Origin of the sequence: Cupriavidus sp. 2TAF22 (genome assembly GCF_052115045.1) — a bacterium.
In the GTDB taxonomy this organism is placed as follows: Bacteria; Pseudomonadota; Gammaproteobacteria; order Burkholderiales; family Burkholderiaceae; genus Cupriavidus.
This window is the reverse complement of record NZ_JBFRFX010000077.1, coordinates 1-19,050: the sequence shown is the minus strand read 5'-3', so window position 1 is coordinate 19,050 and position 19,050 is coordinate 1. Positions and strand designations below refer to the sequence as shown.

The window sequence follows — 19,050 nt, the reverse complement described above, 5'->3', positions numbered from 1 at the left end:
GAACCACAGGCCCCACCACGAAACCTCCAGCCTCAGTAACACTGTTCGGCTCTGCCCCTGCCGGCCAGGCAGTCCGCTTTCTTTGCCTACTTTCTTTTCGGAAAAAAGAAAGTAGGTCGCTCCGGGGGAGCGAAAGCCTTTGACTTTGAAGTTGACTTTGACTTCGAAACACAAGCACCAACCGCAAGACACCAGCACACCAAGCCAACGCAGTTGAAGCGCAGGAGCCAACCCGCAAGCCACAAGCCACAAGCCCCTCCACCAAGAGCCTATACCACCGAGACTAACCCCTTGATTCTGTGGAAAAACACCAAATCAAGACCAAAACCCATCACCCTGCCCCCAAACCCCCATTCCCCATCCCGTCTAAAATACAGCCCTCCCCCCACCAACCAGAATTCCAAAATGCGTCTCCTCCACACCATGCTCCGCGTCGGCGACCTCCAGCGCTCGATCGACTTCTATACCCGCATCTTCGGCATGCAACTGCTGCGCCAGAGCGACAACCCGGAATACAAGTACCGCCTGGCCTTCGTCGGCTACGGTCCCGAATCCGAGACGGCCGTGCTGGAACTGACCTACAACTATGGTGTCGAGCAGTACGAGATGGGCACGGCCTACGGGCATATCGCGCTGGAAACCGATGACGCGGCGGCCGCCTGCGAGCGCATCCGCGCTGCCGGCGGCAATGTCGTGCGCGAGGCGGGTCCGGTCAAGGGCGGCACCACGGTGATCGCCTTCGTGGAAGACCCGGACGGCTACAAGATCGAACTGATCGAGCGCCACTCCACGCGCGACTCGGCACGCCCCTGAGTGGGCGCGTCCGTGCTGAACCGCCGCCCGCTGGACGGCACTGCCGTCAGCCTGATGGTGCTGCTATGCCTGGCCTGGGGACTGCAGCAGGTGGTGATCAAGGCGACCGCGCCGCTGATGGGGGCGGTGCTGCAGGCGGGCGTGCGTTCGGCGGTGGCTGCGTTGCTGGTGTTCGGCTTCGCGGCCTGGCGCCGCATTCCGCTGTGGAGCCGGGACGGCACGCTGGGCGCAGGGCTCCTGGCGGGCCTGCTGTTCGGCGCCGAATTCTTCTGCATCTTCGTCGGGCTCGGCCACACCACGGCTTCGCGCATGGCGGTGTTCCTCTACACGGCGCCCATCTTCACGGCACTCGGCCTGCATGTGACGGTGGCCGGCGAGCGGCTGCGCCGCGGGCAATGGCTGGGCGTCGGACTGGCCTTCTGCGGCATGGCGCTGGCCTTCGCCGACGGCATCGCCGCGCCGGCCGCGCATGGCGGCAGCACCTTGCTGGGCGATGCGCTCGGTATCGTGGCGGGTTTCCTGTGGGCGGCCACCACCGTGGTGGTCCGCGCCAGCAAGCTGGCTTCGGCGGCGCCGAGCAAGACCTTGCTCTACCAGCTGGCGGTGTCGGCGGTGATGCTGCTGGCGATGGCGATGGCCGCGGGCCAGCACCTGCAGGCGCGCGTGGATGGCATGGTGATCGCCAGCCTGTTCTATCAGTCGGTGCTGATCGCCTTCGCCAGCTACCTGACGTGGTTCTGGCTGCTGCGCCAGTACCTGGCGTCGCGCCTGTCGGTGTTTTCCTTCCTGACGCCGCTGTTCGGCGTCGCCTTCGGCGTGGTGCTGATGCACGACGCCGTCGGCATGCGCTTTGCGGTGGCGGCAGTGCTGGTGCTGGCCGGGATCGTGCTGGTCAACCGGCGCGCCTGAACGGCGCGCCGCGTTGCGGCTTCAGAAGCGGAACATCCCCAGCGCGTCGCGCACTTCATCCAGCGTGCGCTGGGTGATGCCGCGCGCCTGGTCCGTACCGTGGCGCAGGATCTCGAACACATGCTGCGGGTCCTTGGCCAGCGCTTCGCGGCGCTCGCGGATCGGCGCCAGCAGCGCCTGCAGCACGCCTTCGAGCCGGCGCTTGAGCACCATGTCGCCCAGCCCGCCGCGGCGATAGTGTTCCTTCAGTTCCGCCACCTCGTCGACCGCCTCGTCGAACGCATCCAGGTAGGTGAACACCACATTGCCCTCCACCTGGCCCGGATCGGACACCTTGAGATGATTGGGGTCGGTGTACATGCGCATGACCGCTTCCTTGATCTGCTCGGGCGTGGCCGCGAGCGGGATCGCATTGCCTTGCGACTTGCTCATCTTGGCCTTGCCGTCGACACCCGGCAGGCGGCCGAAGCGCGGGATCAGCGCCGCTGCCTCGGGCAGCAGCTCGCGCCCGACCTGATGGTTGATGCGGCGCGCGATCTCGTTGGTCTGCTCGATCAGGGGCGCCTGGTCCTCGCCCACCGGCACCACCTCGGCCTTGAAGCCGGTGATGTCGGCGGCCTGCGCCGCCGGATAGCACAGGAAGCCAGCCGGGATGTCGCGCCCGAAGCCGCGCGCCTGGATCTCTTCCTTGATGGTCGGGTTGCGCTCGAGCCGGGCCACCGTGACGAAGTTGAGGTACATCAGCGTCAGTTCGGCCAGCGCGGGCAGGTGCGACTGCACCGTGATGGTGGTCTTGGCCGGGTCGATGCCGACCGCCAGGTAGTCCAGCGCCACCTCCAGCACATTGCGCCGCACCTTGTCGGGATCGTGCGCGTTGTCGGTCATGGCCTGGGTGTCGGCCAGCAGCAGGTATTGCTGGTGGGAATCCTGCAGCGCCACGCGGCTCTTGAGCGAGCCGACATAGTGGCCCAGGTGAAGCTGGCCGGTGGGACGGTCGCCGGTGAGGATGACCTTGCGCCTGGGCGCCTGCGTTTCGCTAGTCATGGCATTTCCTTGGAGAGGTGTCGCCGCGCAGCGGTCCGGCGGGAATATGCGCCTGCCGGCCGGGCTGCGGCGGCTGGAGTCGGAATCGGTGGATGACGACGCGCCGCTCGCTTCAGCGGCGGCGCCAACGATGGATCGGGGTCAGGACGGCGCGCATCGTGCTGGCGGTCTCAGGCGGGCGGCATTTCGAGCTGGCGCGCCAGCCCGACATATTCGGCCACGGGCACCTCTTCGGCGCGGCGCCCGAGATCGAAGCCCAGCGCGTCGAAATCGACCTGGTCGCGCAGCATCGACAACGTATTGCGCAAGACCTTGCGCCGCTGCGAAAACGCCGCGGCGACCACGTCGCCAAGCACGGTCAGGTTGCAGGCCGGATAGGGCGAGCGCAACTGGCCATCGGCCTGGCGCGGCCAGGGAATCATGCGCACCACGGCGGAATCGACCTTGGGCGGCGGATTGAACGAGGCCGGCGGCACATCCAGCACATGTTCCATGTGATAGCGGACCTGCAGCATGATCGAGAGCCGGCCGAAAGCCTTGCTGCCGGGCTCGGCCACCATGCGCTCCACCACCTCCTTTTGCAGCATGAAATGCTGGTCGCGCACCTGGTCGGCAAAGGTGGCGAGGTGGAACAGCAACGGGCTGGAGATGTTGTACGGCAGGTTGCCGACGATGCGCAGGGGCTTGCCGGCCTCGTGCAGCTTGCCGAAATCGAAGGCCAGCGCGTCGCCGGCATGGATCGCCAGACGCTCGCCGTAGCGGCGGCGCAGCCGCTCTACCAGGTCGCGGTCGAGCTCGACCACCTGCATCTGCGGCAGGCGCTCGAGCAGCGGCTGGGTCAGTGCGCCCAGGCCCGGCCCGATCTCGACCAGGATGTCGCCGGGTTGCGGGTCGATGGCGCTGACGATGCCATGGATGATGCCGTCATCGACCAGGAAGTTCTGCCCGAATCGTTTGCGGGCCACATGGCCCTGGTGTACGTTGGAACGCATAGGTCTCTCGTCGGGCGTCAGCGGGTTGCCGCCGCCGGCACGGCGCGGGGGCGGCCGCCGGCGTGGCCGGCCATGGCAACGGCATTGCGGATCGCCTCGATCATGCTGCCGTGTTCGGCGCGGCCGCTCCCGGCCAGGTCCAGCGCCGTGCCGTGATCGACCGACGTGCGGATGAAAGGCAGGCCCAGCGTGATATTGACGCCGTGCCCGAAGGTGCCGTATTTGAGCGGCGCCAGGCCCTGGTCGTGGTACATCGCCAGCACGCAGTCGGCCGCGTCGAGATGGCGGGGCTGGAACAGCGTATCGGCGGGATAGGGGCCGCGCGCATCGATGCCGGCATCGGCAGCCTCGGCCAGCGCGGGGATGATCACGTCGATCTCCTCGTGGCCCATATGGCCGCTTTCGCCGGCATGCGGGTTGAGTCCGGTCACCAGGATGCGCGGGCGGTCGATGCCGAAGCGGCTACGCAAGTCGGCATCGATGATGGTGAGCGTCTCCACCAGCATCGGTACGTCCAGCGCGTCCGGCACGGCGCGCAGCGGCAGGTGCGTGGTGGCCAGCGCGACACGCAGGATGGCGTTGGCGTGGGCCGGCTGCGGGCCGGCCAGCATCATGACCACGCGCGCCACGCCGGCGCGCTCGGCCAGGTATTCGGTGTGGCCGGTGAAGGGCACGCCGGCATCGTTGATGGTGCTTTTCTGCACCGGCGCCGTGACCATGCCGGCATAGCGCGCGACGCCGTCCGCGCCGGGCGTGCAGCCGTCGATGGCATGGTCGAGCAAGGCCAGCACATAAGCGCCGTTACGCGCATCGAGCCGGCCTGCGTCGCACGGCACCGCCAGGGCGATGTCCTCGCACACCACGCTGCCGTCGGCCAGGCGATGCGCCCAGGCATGGCCCACGCCGAGCGCGGCCGCGCGCGCGGCCAGCAGGCGCGCGTCGCCGATCACATGGAAGCGCACCTGAGGATGCTGGCCGGCCAGCTGCAGCAAGGCGCCGACAGTGATGTCGGGACCAATGCCGGCAGGTTCCCCGGTGGTGATGGCTAGCGCGAGCGGCTTGGACATGACGCGGGTGCGGTCCGTCAATTCTCGGAGCGCTGGCGGTTGACGCGGTATTCCACGTAAGCCGCCTGGCGCAGCTGGCGCTGCCAGTCTTCATAGGCCGCGCGGATCTTCTGCTCGCGTACTTCGGCACGGGCGAAATCTCGCTGCTTCTCCGGAGACATTTCGGTCTCGCGGCGGTTGATGACCTGGATCAGGTGCACGCCGAACTGGCTGACCACCGGCTCCGAGACCTCGCCCGGACGCAGCCGGCCCATGGCCTGCTCGAATTCGGGCACCAGCTCGCCGGGCGACACCCAGCCGAGGTCGCCGCCGTTCTGGGCGGAGCCGTCCTGGGAGAAGCGGCGCGCGGCATCGGCAAAGTCGCCGCCATGCGTGATGCGGTCGCGCAAGGTGCTCATCTGGCGGCGCGCCTCGGCCTCAGGCATGTTCGGGCCGGTGCGGATCAGGATATGGCGCACCTGGGTCTGGGTGATGTGTTCGCCAGCCGCCGGGCTCGGCGATGCCGGCGGCGCGGTGCGCTTGGCCACCAGCTTGAGCACGTGGAAGCCGTTGGCGCTCTCGATCACCTGGGGCGCCACCGCGCCGGTCTGCATGTCGAGCACGGCATTGGCGAACAACGCCGGCAGCCGGCCGATCTCGCGGAAGCCCAGCGAGCCGCCCTGGGCGGCTTCGGGCGCGTCGGAGGACTGCGCCAGCTTGGCGAAATCCGCACCGCCCTGGGCCTGCTTGAGCAGGTCCTCGGCCTTGGCGCGCAGCGCGGCCTTCTGGGCATCGGAGGCATCTCCCGGCACGCGCACCAGGATCTGGGCAACGTTGTATTCGGTGGGACCGCTGGCGGCACTACCCTGGCCACCGCGCGCGGCAAGATAGTTGTCGATCTCGCCATCGTAGACCTGGATCTTGGAGTCCACTTCGCGCTCGCGCAGGCGGATCACCTGCACCTGCTTGCGCAGCTCGTCGCGGTACTTGGTCCAGGTCATGCCGCTGCGCTCGACCTGCGAACGCAGCTCGGTCACGTTCATGCGGTTCTGCTGCGCCACGGACTCGACCGCGCGGTCGACTTCCTGGTCGGTCACCTTGATGCCGGCTTCCTGCGCGGCCTGCGTCTGCACGCGCTCCATCACCAGCCGTTCCAGCACTTCGCCGAGCAGGTCGGCGCGCGCCGGCACCGGACGGTTGGCGGCGCGCAGCTGTCCTTCGATCTCGTCGGCGCGGTCCAGCAGTTCGCGCCGGGTGATCACGCTGCTGTTGACGATCGCCACCACCTCGTCCACCAGTTGCGAGCGCTTGGCGCTCGCGCCGGGCTGCGTCACGCCCAGGCGCGGCTGGCTCGGCGAGGGGCTGCTGTCGCCCGCCTGGGGCACGAAGATGCCGGTCGCGCGCTGCGTCGACGGCGCCTTGAGCTGGGCAGTCGCAGGCAGTGCGAAAGCGGCCAGCAGCGCGGCCAGCAGCAGGCTATTCCAGCCGGTCAGGCTGGACGGCAGGTTGGAGATCGCGTTGCTATCTTGACGTTTCATCATGGTCCGTCATTCGTAATGGTCGAGCTGGGATGGAATTACCGGGTTGGCGGTGACGGGCTCATAACCCGGCACGTTCAGCCGCAGCACATCCAGCGGATTGGAGCCGATCTTGGACAGTCCGCGGAACTCCACCTGGAAGAAGATGCGTCCGGTGTAGCCTTCCGTGGTATTGCGGAAACGCTGGTAGACGAGACGTCCCACCCAGCAGTCCGCTGCATATTCGAAACCGGCCAGGGCATCGACGAGCTGGCTCGCGTTCAGGTCGAACGCGACCCGGCCGATGCCGTAGGTGCGCTGGGTCAGCGGCCACTGGCTCGAGATCTCGAACTGGTCGATGGCGGTATTGTCCGTCACCGAGGTCGGGCGCCGGTAGCGGTAGCCGACGTTAAGCGTCTTGCGCGGCTCAGGCCGCCACGCGAAGGCGAGATTCGAATAGATCACGCGATCGCTGTCCGGGTTGTATTGCACCCCGGCATCGAGATAGTAGCCGCGGAACAGCTGGATCGTGGTGGCCGCCAGCAGGTCGGAGTAGCCGGCCTTGCCGATCGGGTCCGTGCCGTTGATCTGCACGCGCTGGCCGGTCAGGTCGAAGCGCTGCGCGATGGTGCCGCGGAAGCGCTCGACTCCGCTGCCCGCCTCGATCAGGCGCGTGGTCACGCCCGCCGTGATCTTGTTGTTGTCGGCGATGCGGTCATAACCGGTGAACGGGTTCTCGCTGAAGATCTGCCCGTAGCCGAAGTCCGACTGCACCGTATCGAACAGCGGGAACTGGCTCTGGTCGCGGAACGGCGTATAGACGTAGAACAGGCGCGGCTCCAGCGTCTGCACATAGTTCACGCCGAACAGCCGGCTGACGGTCGGCGCGTCGCGCTCGAAGGTCATGCCGGAGTCCAGGCTGACGGTCGGCAGCGACCGGCTCAGGTTGGTGGGCGATCCCGCGGCTACCGTACCCGGCTCCATCTGGTACTGGGTCACGTTGAACGACACCTTGGGCGTGACGAACCAGCCAGGGCGAACGATCGGATAGCTGATGGACGGCTGGATGAAGAAGCGGTCGCCCTGCGGTTGCTGCGTGCCGTCCGTGGTCAGCGGAATACGGAAGCGGGAAAAATCGGACTCCACCTGCACGTCGAAGCCGCCCAGATCGTATCGCGTGTAGCGACCGTTGATCTGCGGGACACGCTCGTACGATGGCTGGCTTGGCGCGAGCGTCTGGAATTTCTGCACCCGCGCGAGCAGCGAGAAGTCTTGCCAGCTGTAGGTGACGCCACCTTCCTGCACATACTGGCGTTGCGTCGCCTGCGTCACCGAGCGGGTAAGGTCGTCGGGATACTGGTCGTCCGATACCTTGTTGACGTTGACGTACGCGGTCAGCCCCTTGGCGATCGCCTGCGTGTGCTGGATCGAGTATGCCCAGCGGTTGGTCTTCGTCTTCTGGTCGTCCGGCAGGATTTCGGCGCGGATGCGCCCGGCATAGCCGTCGCCGACATAGCGGTAGTCGCCACCGAGCTGGAAGCCGCGCGAGCTGAGATAGCGCGGAAAGACAGTCAGGTCGCGGTTGGGCGCAATGTTGAAGTAGTACGGAGCCGTGAGGTCCATACCCGAGCGCGAGCTGTAGCCAAACAGCGGCGGCAGCAGCCCGCTGCGGCGCTCGCTGTTGAGCGGGAAGCTGAACACCGGCGCCGCCGCGATCGGCACGTTGAAGAAACGCAGCACGCTGCCGTAGGCGGTGCCCACCTGGCGATCGCTGTCGATATCGAGCTCGCGCGCGCTGAAATACCAGTCAGCATTGTCTGGCGAGCAGGTGGTATAGGTCGCGCGCTTGATCGTGGTGACGTTCTTGTCGATGAAGTCCATGCGCTCGGCCTTGCCCGAGCCGCCGGTCTGCTGGAAATAGTAGTCCGGCGACAGCATGTAGCCTTCGTTGGCCTCGACCCTGAGCCGGGCCTCCGGCCCCACCGCCAGCGAGCCGTCGCGCGCCACGCGCGCATTGCCGTGGACGAAGGCCTCGTCGCTGTCCTGGTCGTAGGTGAGCTTGTCGCCCTTGACCACGCCGCCGCCGCGCCGCAGCTCGGCATTGCCTTCGAGCTCCACGCCACGCTCGTTATAGCCGTTCATGCGGTCGCCCGAGACAAAGGTGGGCGGGTTCGCGTCGGGCGCCGACGGCTGGGCCTTGGTACCGCCCGGCTCGGCCAGGCGCGGGACCAGCTCGCCCGACACCGGCGGCGCCTCGGGCACCCGTTCGACGGCGGGTTCGGCCACCGGCAGGTCCGGAATGGCGGAACTCACCGTCTGCGCCTGCGCGCACACCGACCAGCCGGCCATGGCCAGCACGAGCGGGCGCAGTGCGCTGCCGGGCCGTCGCGCCGAGGTCTTGCTTGCCTTCTGAATCGGTGATCGTCGTTGTTCGGTCATGCGAGCGGGTCATGGGTCAGAGCGGCGGCGGCGGCCCAGTGGCCGCCAGCCGCCGCCGGAGCAAGCTTGCGGGCCAGTGGAAGCCCGCCCGGGGCCGCCCCGGGGCCCGGTGCTGGTCGGGTATTATACGGGGCATCCTATTCTCCCTTTCCGGCATGGCAGCTCTTCCTCTCGACCCGCGTCTCGACCAGCTCAAAGTCTGGGTATCCGGACTCGGTCCGGCCTGGTCCGTCGACCCCGCCTCCTGCGCTCCGGCTTCGGCCGATGCGAGCTTCCGCCGCTACTTCCGCGCCAGCACCGGCAACCCGGCATATCCGAGCGTCATCGTGATGGATGCGCCGCCCGCGCAGGAAGACTGCCGTCCGTTCATCCATGTCGCGTCACTGTTCGGCGAGGCCGGCGTGACCGTGCCCAAGGTGCTGGCGCAGGACCTCGGACAAGGCTTCCTGCTGCTGAGCGATCTTGGCAACACCACCTATCTGTCGCGGCTCGACCCGGCCAGCGCGCGCCATCTCTATGGCGACGCGGCCGCCGCGCTGATCCGCATCCAGGCGGCCACCCGCCCCGGCACCCTGCCCGCCTACGACCGTGCGCTGCTGCAACGCGAGCTCGACCTGTTCCCGCAGTGGTACATAGCCAGGCACCTCGGCGTCACGCTGACCGGCGCCCAACAGGAAGACCTGGCCGAAGTGATGCAGGCGCTGATGGCCAACAACCTGTCGCAGCCGCAGGTCTATGTCCACCGCGACTACCACTCGCGCAACCTGATGGTCCTCGATGGCGAGGCCAATCCAGGCATCCTGGATTTCCAGGACGCGGTGATCGGCCCCATCACCTACGACGCGGTCTCGCTGTGGCGCGATGCCTATATCGAATGGGAAGAGCAAGAGCAGCTCGACTGGGTGATCCGGTACTGGGAGCGCGCGCGCAAGGCCGGCTTGCCGGTGGCCGCCGATTTTGGCGACTTCTACCGCGACTTCGAGTGGATGGGCCTGCAGCGACACCTCAAGGTACTCGGCATCTTCGCCCGGCTTTATCACCGGGATGGCAAGGACGGCTACCTCGCCAACCTGCCGCTGGTGCTGAAATACGCCCGCCAGGTAGCCGGCCGCTATAGCGAGCTGCGCAAGCTGGTGCGCCTGTTCGACGCCCTCGACGGCGCCGAGCGCCCGGTCGGCTTCACCTTCTGATGGCCACGACGCAAGGCACGCCACCCGCCGTCACCCGCCGCGGCGAGTGGTGGGCCGGCGTGCGCGCGCTTGCGCCCATGCTGCTCGGCGTGGTGCCGTTCGGCCTGATCTACGGCGTGCTGGCGGTGAACGCCGGCATGCCCGCCTGGCTGGCCTGCGCCATGAGCGCGGTCGTGTTCGGCGGCGCTTCGCAGATGATCCTCACCCAACTGTGGGCGGCCGGCACGCCGGCCGTGCTGGTCGCGGTCACGGTGGCCATGGTCAACCTGCGCCATGCGCTCTACTCGGCCACCATTGCCCCGGCGCTGGCCCACCTGCCGCGCCGCTGGAAGGCGCTGATCGCCTACCTGCTGACCGACGAAGCCTTTGCCGCCATGACCCGCCGCCTGGCCGACGACGGCGAGCACCGGCGCTACCGCCACTGGTTCTTCTTCGGCGCGGGCTTCGCGCTGTGGGCCAGCTGGCAGGTCTCGACGCTGGCCGGCGTGCTGGTGGGCGCCCAGGTGCCGCGCGACTGGCCGCTCGATTTCTTCCTGCCGCTCACCTTCATCGCCATCATCGTGCCGGGCATCAAGCACCGCTCGCATGCCGCGGCGGCACTGGTGGCGAGCGCGCTGGCAGTGGCCTGCTTCGGCATGCCGCACAAGCTCGGGCTGATGGTGGCGGCGCTGGGCGGCATTGCCGCGGGCATGCTGCTGCGCGGCGGCAGCCACGGCGAGCGCAAGGGCGGCGCCACGGAGCCCGCCGCATGAGCCAGATGTCCCTGCTGCTGGTGTTCCTCGGCGCCGGCCTCGCCACCTTCCTGATCCGCCTGTCCTTCATCGCCGTGGAAGGACGCGTGCGGCTGCCGCCGTGGTTCCGCACCGCGCTGCAGTTCGTGCCGGCGGCCATGCTGTCGGCGCTGATCGCGCCCGACCTGCTGATGCGCGACGGGCAGCTCGCCCTCGGCCTGGACAATGCGCGCCTGCTTGCCGGGCTGGTAGCCATCGTGATCGCCGCCCGCACGCGCAGCATCGGCTGGACCATCGCGGGCGGCATGGCCACCCTGATCGGGCTCACCTACTGGCTGAACCACCTCCCGAAATGAACGCACGAGAGACCCCACGAGAGCCTGCCTTGAAGGCCATGATCTTTGCCGCAGGGCGCGGCGACCGCATGCGCCCCCTCACCGACAGCTGCCCCAAGCCGCTGCTGCCGGTGGGTGGCAAGCCGCTGATCGTCTGGCAGGTCGAAGCGCTGGCGCGCGCCGGCTTCGCGGACATCGTCATCAACCACGCCTGGCTCGGGCAGCAGATCGAAGACGCGCTCGGCGACGGCAGCCGCTTCGGCGTGCGCCTGGCCTACTCGGCCGAGGGCAGCGCGCTGGAGACCGCCGGCGGAATCGCCCAGGCGCTGCCGCTGCTGAGCATGGCGCCGGCACGCGGCGACATCTTCCTGGCGGTGTCAGGCGACATCTGCACCGACTACGACTACCGCGCCCTGCTGCCGCGCGCGCGCGCCATGGCCGGCGCGCCCCGCCCGCGCATGCACCTGGTGATGGTGCCCAACCCGCCGTTCCACCCGGGCGGCGACTTCGCCCTCGGCGCCGACGGCCTGCTGCTGCCCGCCGGCACGGCCGGTGCGCCGGACCTGACCTTCGGCAATATCGGCCTTTACGACACGCGGCTGTTCACCGCCATCGAACCCGGCCAGAAGGTCGCCATGACGCCCTACTACCGCGCCGCGGTGGCCGCGGGCCTGGCCAGCGGCGAACGCTTCGACGGCGCCTGGGAAAACGTCGGTACGCCGGCCCAGCTCGCCACCCTGGACACTGCCCTGCGCGCCAGGCCGGGCGCCGTCCCCGCGGCAATGCGCTGACCCGCCCCAATGGCGGCGGCGTAGAATCGAACCTGTTTCCCAATCCACGTGGCCACATACATGACCGCTCCCGATTCCGCCCTTCTTTCCGCCTGTCGTGACCGCCGCGCCCGCGTGCTGCAGCAGTTGCGCGCCGCCGGCGGCGGCGTGGCGATCCTGCCCACCGCGCCGGAAGCCATGCGCAACCGCGACAGCGACTACCCTTATCGCCACGACAGCTACTTCTACTACCTGACCGGCTTCACCGAGCCGGAGGCCGTGCTGGTGCTGGTGGCGCCGGCCTCCGGCCCCGACCGCAGCGTCCTGTTCTGCCGCCCCAAGCACGAGGAACGCGAGATCTGGGACGGCTTCCGCTACGGCCCGCAAGGCGCGCAGGCCGCCTTCGGTTTCGACGAGGCGCACTCGGTCGAGGAGATCGACGCGCTGCTGCCGCCGCTGTTGGCCAACCATGCCGTGCTGGCCTACCCGCTGGCCGCCGCGACCCGCACCGACATGCAGGTGCGCCGCTGGCTCGACAGCGTGCGCATGCAGGGTCGCGCCGGCGTGACCGCGCCGGCCACGGCACTGGACATCCGCGCCATCCTCGACGAGATGCGCCTGTTCAAGGATGCCGGCGAGATTGCCGTGATGCGCCGCGCGGGCGAGATCTCGGCACAGGCCCACGTGCGCGCCATGCGCGCGTCGCGCCAGGGCCTGCGCGAGTACCACCTCGAGGCCGAACTGCTCTATGAATTCCGCCGCCACGGCGCGCAGAGCGTAGCCTACAACTCGATCGTCGCCACCGGCGCCAATGCCTGCGTGCTGCACTACCGCGCGGGCCCCGCCGAACTGCGCGACGGCGACCTGTGCCTGATCGACGCCGGCTGCGAGCTCGATGGCTATGCCTCGGACATCACCCGCACCTTCCCTGTGTCGGGCCGCTTCTCGCCGGCCCAGCGCGAGCTCTATGACCTGGTGGTGGCCGCGCAGGAAGCCGCCATTGCCGAGACCCGGCCCGGCGTGCCCTACAACGTGCCGCACGACGTGGCCACGCGCGTGCTGGCGCAGGGCATGCTAGACACCGGCCTGCTCGATGCCAACCGCTGCGGCAATGTCGATGACGTGCTCGCCAGCGGCAGCTACCGCCAGTTCTACATGCACCGCACCGGCCACTGGCTCGGCATGGACGTGCATGACGTGGGCGAATACCGCGTGCCGGGTGCCGCGCCGGCGGAGGGCGAACGCCCCTGGCGTCCGCTCGAGCCCGGCATGGTGCTGACCGTGGAGCCGGGCATCTATGTGCGCCCGGCGCAAGACGTGCCGGAGCGTTTCTGGCATATCGGCATCCGCATCGAAGACGATGCGGTGGTGACCGCCGACGGCGCCTGTGAGCTGATCACGCGCGGCGTGCCGGTCAAGGCTGACGAGATCGAAGCGCTGATGCGCGAAACCGGAGGTGCACGATGATTGGCTGGCTACGCAAGGTCCTTCCCGCCGGCGGACGCGCCAACGCGCCGCGCACGCATCACCACGACCCCGCGCAACCGTTCGTGATCAACCTGTACGACGACCGCGTGGTGGTACACCGCCCCGACGGCCAGCGCGAGGAGATCGAATGGGACGTGCTCGAGCGCGTGGTGGTGCGGGTATCGAACCGCGAACCATGGGCCGGCCCGGCCTGGCTGATCCTGGTCGGCGACCGCGCCGCTGACGGCGCCCAGCGCGGCTGCGTGGTGCCGCTCAACGCGGTCAACCAGGGCGCGCTGGTGGAGCGCCTGCAGGCGCTGCCCGGCTTCAGCCAGCAAAAGCTCGACAACGCGCTGCGCGACGCGGCGGCCGGCAAGCATCGCACCGACGCCAATCTGTGGAAGCGCGGCGCACAGCCGGAGCCGGGGGCAGGCGATGCAAGCGATGCAGGCGATGCGCATGAGCCCGGCCAGCACTGACGGCGCCACGGGCGCGGATATCGCCATCGTCGGCGCCGGGCCGGTCGGCCTTGCGCTGGCCTGCCTGTTGCTGCGTGCCAGCCCCTGGCGCGTGGCACTGGTCGATGCTGCCACGCCCGCGCGCGCGGCGCGCGACCCGCGCGCCATTGCGCTGTCCCACGGCAGCCGCCAGTTGCTGGAACAGATAGGCGCGTGGCCACGCATGGTGACGCCCATCGAGCACATCCATGTGTCGCAGCGCGGCCGCTTCGGCCACGTCCGCCTGCATCACGACGACTACGATGTGCCGGCGCTCGGCTATGTGGTGCGCTACGGTGAGCTGTGCGGCGCGCTCGAACGTGCGCTGGCCGCCGCGAGCCAGGCCGCCGCCGGCGGCGAAACGCGCCTGGTGCGCGCCTACGATACGCGCATCGACCATATCGAGCAGCACGGCGCCGGTGCCTCCGGTGCCGCCGGCGAGGCGGACGGCGTGCGCCTCGCCGGCCATGCGCACGACCGCCAGCCCGCCGCGTTTGCCGCGCGCCTGGCGGTGCAGGCCGAGGGCGGACTCTTTCAGCAGCAGCCCGACAGGCCGGCGCAAGGCGCGCGGGCGCAGGCCTTCAGGCGCGACTACCGCCAGACCGCGGTCATCGCCCATGTGGTCTGCTCGCGTCCGCAGCCGGGCTGGGCCTGGGAGCGCTTTACCGAAGAAGGGCCGCTGGCGCTGCTGCCCTACGAGGAACAGCACGGCGAGCCAGGCTACGCGCTGGTCTGGTGCTGCCCGCCGGAGCAGGCCGCGCGCCGGCTCGCGCTGCCCGACGCGGAATTCCTCGCCGAGCTCGAACAGGCGTTCGGCGAGCGCATGGGGCGCTTTATCGCCATCGGCAAGCGCCATGCCTTTCCGCTCGGACTCAACGCCGCGAAGATCACCGTGGACGGCCATGTGGTCGCCATCGGCAATGCGGCGCAGACGCTGCATCCGGTCGCCGGCCAGGGCCTGAACCTGGGGCTGCGCGACGCCTTCGCGCTCGGCGCCGCGCTGCGCACCGATTGCAGCCCGCAGGCCCTGCAAGCCTTCGCCGCGAAGCAGAGGGTGGACCGCGCCGCGACCATTGGCGTGACCGACCTGCTGCCCAGGCTGTTCGGCGTTTCCTATCCGCTCGCCGCGCATGCCAGGGGTGCGTCGCTGGCGGCACTCGCCTGCCTCGGACCGCTCAAGGATGCGCTGGCGCGGCAGATGATGTTCGGGATGCGGCGCTGACGGCGTTTTCCGGCTTGCCGCTGCGACGCGCGAGGCTCTCGCCTGCCGGGAAGACCGTGCCGCGCCATCCCTCCCCTGCCGATTATTTGCTCAAAACTTAAGCAACGCGCCTGGTTTGGCGGTAAAATCCTGCCCTCGCACATGCCCCTCGACACCGCCGAGCACCGTTTCGGCAGGGCATGCCATTTCCATTTTGTCTCGTTGCGGGCCGCCTTGCCGGCCCACGCCAGTCCCTAATTCGTCGCTATCGTGCAAATCGGCCCGCACCAGCTCCGCAACAACCTGTTCGTCGCGCCCATGGCCGGCGTGACGGATCGTCCCTTCCGCCAGCTCTGCAAGCGGCTGGGCGCGGGCTATGCGGTGTCCGAAATGGTCGCTTCCAACGCACAGCTGTGGAAGAGCGAGAAGACCATGCGGCGCGCCAATCACACCGGCGAGGTCGAGCCGATCTCGGTGCAGATCGCCGGCGCCGAGCCGGCGATGATGGCCGAGGCGGCACGCTACAACGTCGATCGCGGCGCGCAGATCATCGACATCAACATGGGCTGCCCGGCCAAGAAGGTGTGCAACGTCGCGGCGGGCTCGGCGCTGCTGCAGAACGAGCCGCTGGTGGTGCGCATCGTCGAGGCGGTGGTCGCCGCCGTCGGCGACCGCGTGCCGGTCACGCTCAAGATCCGCACCGGCTGGGACCGCCAGAACCGCAATGCATTGCGTATTGCGCACATGGTGCAGGAAGCCGGCATCAGCATGCTGACCGTGCACGGCCGCACGCGCGCCGATCTGTACAAGGGCGATGCCGAGTACGAGACCATTGCCGCCGTCAAGGCGGCGCTCTCGATCCCGGTGGTGGCCAACGGCGACATCACCTCGCCGCAGAAAGCGAAGCACGTGCTGGCGGTGACCGGCGCCGACGCCATCATGATCGGCCGCGCGGCGCAGGGCCGGCCCTGGCTGTTCCGCGAGATCGAGCACTATCTCGCCACCGGCGAGCTGCTGCCGTCGCCGGAGGTGGCCGAGATCCGCGCGATCATGAACGCGCACCTCGAAGACCATTACGAGTTCTACGGCGAGTTCACCGGCGTGCGTACCGCGCGCAAGCATATTGCCTGGTACACGCGCGGACTGGCCGGCGCCAACCTGTTCCGTCACCGCATGAACACCCTGGACAGCAGCACCGCCCAGCTCGCCGCCGTCAATGCCTTCTTCGACGAGCAGGCGCTGCTGTCGGACCGCCTGGTCTACGTGGACGAAGGCGCGGCCGGTCCGGACGCAGAAGAAGACGACCGCAACGGGTCGAACAACAACAAAAACGGGGAGTTGCTTGCCGCATGAGCCGCAACGCTATCGACCAGTGCATTCGGGACAGCCTGAGTGCCTATTTTCGCGACCTGGACGGCGAAGAGCCGTCGAATATGTACAACATGGTGCTCGAAGCCGTGGAACGGCCTCTGCTGGAGGCAGTGATGGCGCGCGCCGAGCGCAACCAGTCGCTCGCCGCCGCCTACCTGGGCATCAATCGCAATACGTTGCGCAAGAAATTGCAGCAGCACGGTTTACTTTGAAGTGTTCCCCACAGCCATGATCAAGCAAGCCCTCCTCTCCGTATCCGACAAGACCGGCATCGTCGACTTTGCCCGCGAGCTCAACGCGCTGGGCGTGACGCTGCTCTCCACCGGCGGCACCGCCAAGCTCCTCGCCGAAGCCGGCCTGCCGGTCACGGAAGTGGCCGACTATACCGGCTTCCCCGAAATGCTCGACGGCCGCGTCAAGACCCTGCACCCCAAGGTGCACGGCGGCATCCTGGCGCGCCGCGACCTGCCCGAGCACATGGCTGCGCTGGCCGAGCACGACATCCCCACCATCGACCTGCTGGTGGTCAACCTGTACCCGTTCCAGCAGACCGTGGCCAAGGATGACTGCACGCTGCCGGACGCCATCGAGAACATCGACATCGGCGGCCCCACCATGCTGCGCTCGGCGGCCAAGAACCACCGCGACGTCACCGTGGTGGTGGACCCCGCCGACTACGCGCCGGTGCTGGAAGAAATGCGCGCCAACGCCAGCAGCGTCGGCTACGACACCAACTTCCGCCTGGCCACCAAGGTGTTCGCGCACACCGCGCAATACGACGGCGCCATCACCAACTACCTGACCAGCCTCGGCGCCGACAAGTCGCACCAGGCCCGCAGCGCCTACCCGCAGACGCTCAACCTGGCCTTCGAGAAGGTGCAGGAAATGCGGTACGGCGAGAACCCGCACCAGTCGGCCGCCTTCTACCGCGACCTCAAGGGCTTCGACGGCGCGCTGGCCAACTACGTGCAGCTGCAGGGCAAGGAACTGTCGTACAACAACATCGCCGATGCGGATGCCGCGTGGGAATGCGTCAAGTCGTTCGACGCCGCCTACGGCGCCGCCTGCGTCATCATCAAGCACGCCAACCCGTGCGGCGTGGCAGTTGGCGCCAACGCGCTGGAAGCCTACGAGAAGGCCTTCAAGACCGACTCGACCTCGGCCTTTGGCGGCATCATCGCCTTCAACGTGGAACTGGACGAAGCCGCCGCGCAGGTGGTGGCCAAGCAGTTCGTCGAAGTGCTGATCGCCCCGTCGTTTACCGCCGGCGCGCGCGCGGTGTTCGCCGCCAAGCAGAACGTGCGCCTGCTGGAAATCCCGCTCGGCAAGGGCGGGAACCAGTATGACTTCAAGCGTGTCGGCGGCGGCCTGCTGGTGCAGGGCCCGGATGCCAGGAACGTGCAGCGCGAAGAACTGCGCGTGGTGACCAAGCGTCATCCCACGCCGAAGGAAATGGACGACCTGATGTTCGCCTGGCGCGTGGCCAAGTTCGTCAAGTCCAACGCCATCGTGTTCTGCGGCGGCGGCATGACGCTGGGCGTCGGCGCCGGCCAGATGAGCCGCGTGGATTCCGCCCGCATCGCCAGCATCAAGGCGCAGAACGCCGGCCTGACGCTGGCCGGCTCGGCGGTGGCGTCGGATGCCTTCTTCCCGTTCCGCGACGGCCTGGACGTGGTGGTGGACGCAGGCGCCACCTGCGTGATCCAGCCGGGCGGCTCGATGCGTGACGATGAGGTGATTGCGGCTGCGGATGAGCGTAATATCGCCATGGTGCTGACCGGCACGCGCCACTTCCGCCATTGATGCCCCGAGCCTGCCCGGCGACGCCGCCGCGCAGGTTCCCCCGGCCGCATCCAGAGGCTGTTTCGCAGCGCCCGCAAGCAGGGGCGCCAGCGAAACAGCCTTTGTCATTGCAGCGCGGCGCACAAGCTACAATCCCCCCATCTTCCATCTGCGCGCAAGCCGAGCCAGCCCCACACCCATGCGTATCCTCGGCATCGACCCCGGCCTCCGCACCACCGGCTTCGGCGTGCTTGAAAAGCACGGCAGCAAGCTGAGCTACATCGCCTCCGGCACCATCAAGAGCGACGGCCAGACCGACCTGCCGACTCGCCTCAAGACCCTGTTCGACGGCATCAGCGAGGTGGCGCGCACCTACGCGCCGGACTGCGCCGCGATCGAAAAGGTGTTCGTCAACGTCAACCCGCAATCCACGCTGCTGCTGGGCCAGGCGCGCGGCGCGGCGATCTGCGGGCTGGTGGGCAATGGCCTGCCGGTGTTCGAGTACACGGCGCTGCAGCTAAAGGTGGCGGTGGTGGGTTACGGCCGTGCCAACAAGGAGCAGGTGCAGGAAATGGTGATGCGCCTGCTGAGCCTGAACGGACGGCCAAGTTCCGACGCCGCCGATGCGCTGGGCGTGGCGATCTGCCACGCCAACGGCAGCAATACGCTGGGCGCGCTGACGGGACTGGCGCCCGAACTGGTGCGCAAGGGCATGCGCGTACGGCGCGGCCGGCTGATCGGCTGAGCATTGTGCCGCGGCGGCGCCAGGGCCGCTTACAATCGGCCGGTTGCCTGCCCGAGGATGCCAATGTCCCGCTYGTTCGCCAGCCCCCGCCTCCTGCGTTCCTCCGCTTCTTCCGCTTCTTCCCGCTCGCTGCGCCTGCCCGCGCTGCTGTCGGCCATTGCCGCGGCATTGCTGGCGGCCTGCGCCGCGCCGCCGCCGGCC

At 68.4% G+C, this 19,050-nt stretch carries 18 protein-coding genes; 13 read left to right on the top strand and 5 right to left on the bottom strand.

Features of this window, described 5'->3' with window-relative positions; all coding sequences use genetic code 11:
- Positions 1 to 405: 405 nt before the first annotated feature.
- Complete coding sequence (gene gloA, locus AB4Z48_RS39205) at positions 406 to 813, top strand: lactoylglutathione lyase (RefSeq protein ID WP_441624075.1); 408 nt, start codon at positions 406 to 408, stop codon at positions 811 to 813.
- A gap of 54 nt (positions 814 to 867) precedes the next feature.
- Complete coding sequence (locus AB4Z48_RS39200; RefSeq protein ID WP_441624079.1) at positions 868 to 1,722, top strand: DMT family transporter; 855 nt, start codon at positions 868 to 870, stop codon at positions 1,720 to 1,722.
- 21 nt (positions 1,723 to 1,743) lie between these two features.
- Here AB4Z48_RS39200 and trpS read toward each other — a convergent pair whose 3' ends face one another.
- The 5 genes from trpS to AB4Z48_RS39175 form a co-directional block, all read right to left on the bottom strand.
- Positions 1,744 to 2,766 carry a tryptophan--tRNA ligase gene (gene trpS / locus AB4Z48_RS39195; RefSeq protein ID WP_441624073.1) on the bottom strand — a complete coding sequence of 341 codons (1,023 nt, stop codon included), beginning with the start codon at positions 2,764 to 2,766 and terminating at the stop codon, positions 1,744 to 1,746.
- A 170-nt stretch (positions 2,767 to 2,936) separates the two neighbouring features.
- On the bottom strand, positions 2,937 to 3,758 hold the full coding sequence (gene rsmA, locus AB4Z48_RS39190; RefSeq protein ID WP_441624071.1) for a 16S rRNA (adenine(1518)-N(6)/adenine(1519)-N(6))-dimethyltransferase RsmA: 822 nt from the start codon (positions 3,756 to 3,758) through the stop codon (positions 2,937 to 2,939).
- Between the two features lie 17 nt (positions 3,759 to 3,775).
- Complete coding sequence (gene pdxA / locus AB4Z48_RS39185; protein WP_441624069.1) at positions 3,776 to 4,825, bottom strand: 4-hydroxythreonine-4-phosphate dehydrogenase PdxA; 1,050 nt, start codon at positions 4,823 to 4,825, stop codon at positions 3,776 to 3,778.
- 17 nt (positions 4,826 to 4,842) lie between these two features.
- Positions 4,843 to 6,342: a peptidylprolyl isomerase gene (locus AB4Z48_RS39180; protein ID WP_441624077.1), complete on the bottom strand. Its 1,500-nt coding sequence runs from the start codon at positions 6,340 to 6,342 to the stop codon at positions 4,843 to 4,845.
- Between the two features lie 9 nt (positions 6,343 to 6,351).
- Complete coding sequence (locus tag AB4Z48_RS39175; protein ID WP_441624067.1) at positions 6,352 to 8,760, bottom strand: LPS-assembly protein LptD; 2,409 nt, start codon at positions 8,758 to 8,760, stop codon at positions 6,352 to 6,354.
- 155 nt (positions 8,761 to 8,915) lie between these two features.
- Here AB4Z48_RS39175 and AB4Z48_RS39170 point away from each other — a divergent pair, with 155 nt between their 5' ends.
- The 11 genes from AB4Z48_RS39170 (at position 8,916) to ruvC (ending at position 18,849) form a co-directional block, all read left to right on the top strand.
- Positions 8,916 to 9,950 (top strand): aminoglycoside phosphotransferase family protein, encoded by a 1,035-nt coding sequence (locus AB4Z48_RS39170; protein WP_441624065.1) that lies wholly within the window; start codon positions 8,916 to 8,918, stop codon positions 9,948 to 9,950.
- The gene (locus AB4Z48_RS39165) at positions 9,950 to 10,702 is read left to right on the top strand and encodes an AzlC family ABC transporter permease (RefSeq protein WP_441624063.1); all 753 of its coding nucleotides are present in this window, start codon (positions 9,950 to 9,952) and stop codon (positions 10,700 to 10,702) included. Before AB4Z48_RS39170 ends, AB4Z48_RS39165 begins: the two co-directional genes overlap by 1 nt.
- Positions 10,699 to 11,037 carry an AzlD domain-containing protein gene (locus AB4Z48_RS39160; RefSeq protein ID WP_441624061.1) on the top strand — a complete coding sequence of 113 codons (339 nt, stop codon included), beginning with the start codon at positions 10,699 to 10,701 and terminating at the stop codon, positions 11,035 to 11,037. The genes AB4Z48_RS39165 and AB4Z48_RS39160 overlap by 4 nt, the downstream gene beginning before the upstream one ends.
- Positions 11,038 to 11,066: 29 nt before the next feature.
- Positions 11,067 to 11,807, top strand: coding sequence for an N-acetylmuramate alpha-1-phosphate uridylyltransferase MurU (gene murU / locus AB4Z48_RS39155; protein WP_441624059.1), 741 nt, complete (start codon positions 11,067 to 11,069; stop codon positions 11,805 to 11,807).
- Between the two features lie 60 nt (positions 11,808 to 11,867).
- On the top strand, positions 11,868 to 13,253 hold the full coding sequence (locus AB4Z48_RS39150) for an aminopeptidase P N-terminal domain-containing protein (RefSeq protein ID WP_441624057.1): 1,386 nt from the start codon (positions 11,868 to 11,870) through the stop codon (positions 13,251 to 13,253).
- Complete coding sequence (locus tag AB4Z48_RS39145; protein ID WP_441624056.1) at positions 13,250 to 13,732, top strand: hypothetical protein; 483 nt, start codon at positions 13,250 to 13,252, stop codon at positions 13,730 to 13,732. Before AB4Z48_RS39150 ends, AB4Z48_RS39145 begins: the two co-directional genes overlap by 4 nt.
- Positions 13,713 to 14,972 carry a UbiH/UbiF/VisC/COQ6 family ubiquinone biosynthesis hydroxylase gene (locus AB4Z48_RS39140; RefSeq protein ID WP_441624054.1) on the top strand — a complete coding sequence of 420 codons (1,260 nt, stop codon included), beginning with the start codon at positions 13,713 to 13,715 and terminating at the stop codon, positions 14,970 to 14,972. Before AB4Z48_RS39145 ends, AB4Z48_RS39140 begins: the two co-directional genes overlap by 20 nt.
- Positions 14,973 to 15,221: 249 nt before the next feature.
- Positions 15,222 to 16,304: a tRNA dihydrouridine synthase DusB gene (gene dusB / locus AB4Z48_RS39135; protein WP_441624053.1), complete on the top strand. Its 1,083-nt coding sequence runs from the start codon at positions 15,222 to 15,224 to the stop codon at positions 16,302 to 16,304.
- Positions 16,301 to 16,534: a Fis family transcriptional regulator gene (locus AB4Z48_RS39130; protein WP_017225335.1), complete on the top strand. Its 234-nt coding sequence runs from the start codon at positions 16,301 to 16,303 to the stop codon at positions 16,532 to 16,534. Before dusB ends, AB4Z48_RS39130 begins: the two co-directional genes overlap by 4 nt.
- Before the next feature lie 16 nt (positions 16,535 to 16,550).
- The gene (gene purH, locus AB4Z48_RS39125) at positions 16,551 to 18,125 is read left to right on the top strand and encodes a bifunctional phosphoribosylaminoimidazolecarboxamide formyltransferase/IMP cyclohydrolase (protein WP_441624051.1); all 1,575 of its coding nucleotides are present in this window, start codon (positions 16,551 to 16,553) and stop codon (positions 18,123 to 18,125) included.
- Between the two features lie 178 nt (positions 18,126 to 18,303).
- Positions 18,304 to 18,849, top strand: a complete 546-nt coding sequence (gene ruvC / locus AB4Z48_RS39120; protein WP_441624050.1) for a crossover junction endodeoxyribonuclease RuvC — start codon at positions 18,304 to 18,306, stop codon at positions 18,847 to 18,849.
- Positions 18,850 to 19,050 lie beyond the last annotated feature (201 nt).

Coding starts and splice junctions, on each gene's coding strand:
- AB4Z48_RS39180 (WP_441624077.1), bottom strand. CDS start 6,342: ATGAAACGTCAAGATAGCAACGCGATCTCCAACCTGCCGTCCAGCCTG.
- AB4Z48_RS39200 (WP_441624079.1), top strand. CDS start 868: ATGGTGCTGCTATGCCTGGCCTGGGGACTGCAGCAGGTGGTGATCAAG.
- gloA (WP_441624075.1), top strand. CDS start 406: ATGCGTCTCCTCCACACCATGCTCCGCGTCGGCGACCTCCAGCGCTCG.
- trpS (WP_441624073.1), bottom strand. CDS start 2,766: ATGACTAGCGAAACGCAGGCGCCCAGGCGCAAGGTCATCCTCACCGGC.
- AB4Z48_RS39150 (WP_441624057.1), top strand. CDS start 11,868: ATGACCGCTCCCGATTCCGCCCTTCTTTCCGCCTGTCGTGACCGCCGC.
- AB4Z48_RS39140 (WP_441624054.1), top strand. CDS start 13,713: ATGAGCCCGGCCAGCACTGACGGCGCCACGGGCGCGGATATCGCCATC.
- AB4Z48_RS39170 (WP_441624065.1), top strand. CDS start 8,916: ATGGCAGCTCTTCCTCTCGACCCGCGTCTCGACCAGCTCAAAGTCTGG.
- AB4Z48_RS39175 (WP_441624067.1), bottom strand. CDS start 8,760: ATGACCGAACAACGACGATCACCGATTCAGAAGGCAAGCAAGACCTCG.
- AB4Z48_RS39130 (WP_017225335.1), top strand. CDS start 16,301: ATGAGCCGCAACGCTATCGACCAGTGCATTCGGGACAGCCTGAGTGCC.
- AB4Z48_RS39160 (WP_441624061.1), top strand. CDS start 10,699: ATGAGCCAGATGTCCCTGCTGCTGGTGTTCCTCGGCGCCGGCCTCGCC.
- pdxA (WP_441624069.1), bottom strand. CDS start 4,825: ATGTCCAAGCCGCTCGCGCTAGCCATCACCACCGGGGAACCTGCCGGC.
- rsmA (WP_441624071.1), bottom strand. CDS start 3,758: ATGCGTTCCAACGTACACCAGGGCCATGTGGCCCGCAAACGATTCGGG.
- purH (WP_441624051.1), top strand. CDS start 16,551: ATGATCAAGCAAGCCCTCCTCTCCGTATCCGACAAGACCGGCATCGTC.
- AB4Z48_RS39145 (WP_441624056.1), top strand. CDS start 13,250: ATGATTGGCTGGCTACGCAAGGTCCTTCCCGCCGGCGGACGCGCCAAC.
- AB4Z48_RS39165 (WP_441624063.1), top strand. CDS start 9,950: ATGGCCACGACGCAAGGCACGCCACCCGCCGTCACCCGCCGCGGCGAG.
- ruvC (WP_441624050.1), top strand. CDS start 18,304: ATGCGTATCCTCGGCATCGACCCCGGCCTCCGCACCACCGGCTTCGGC.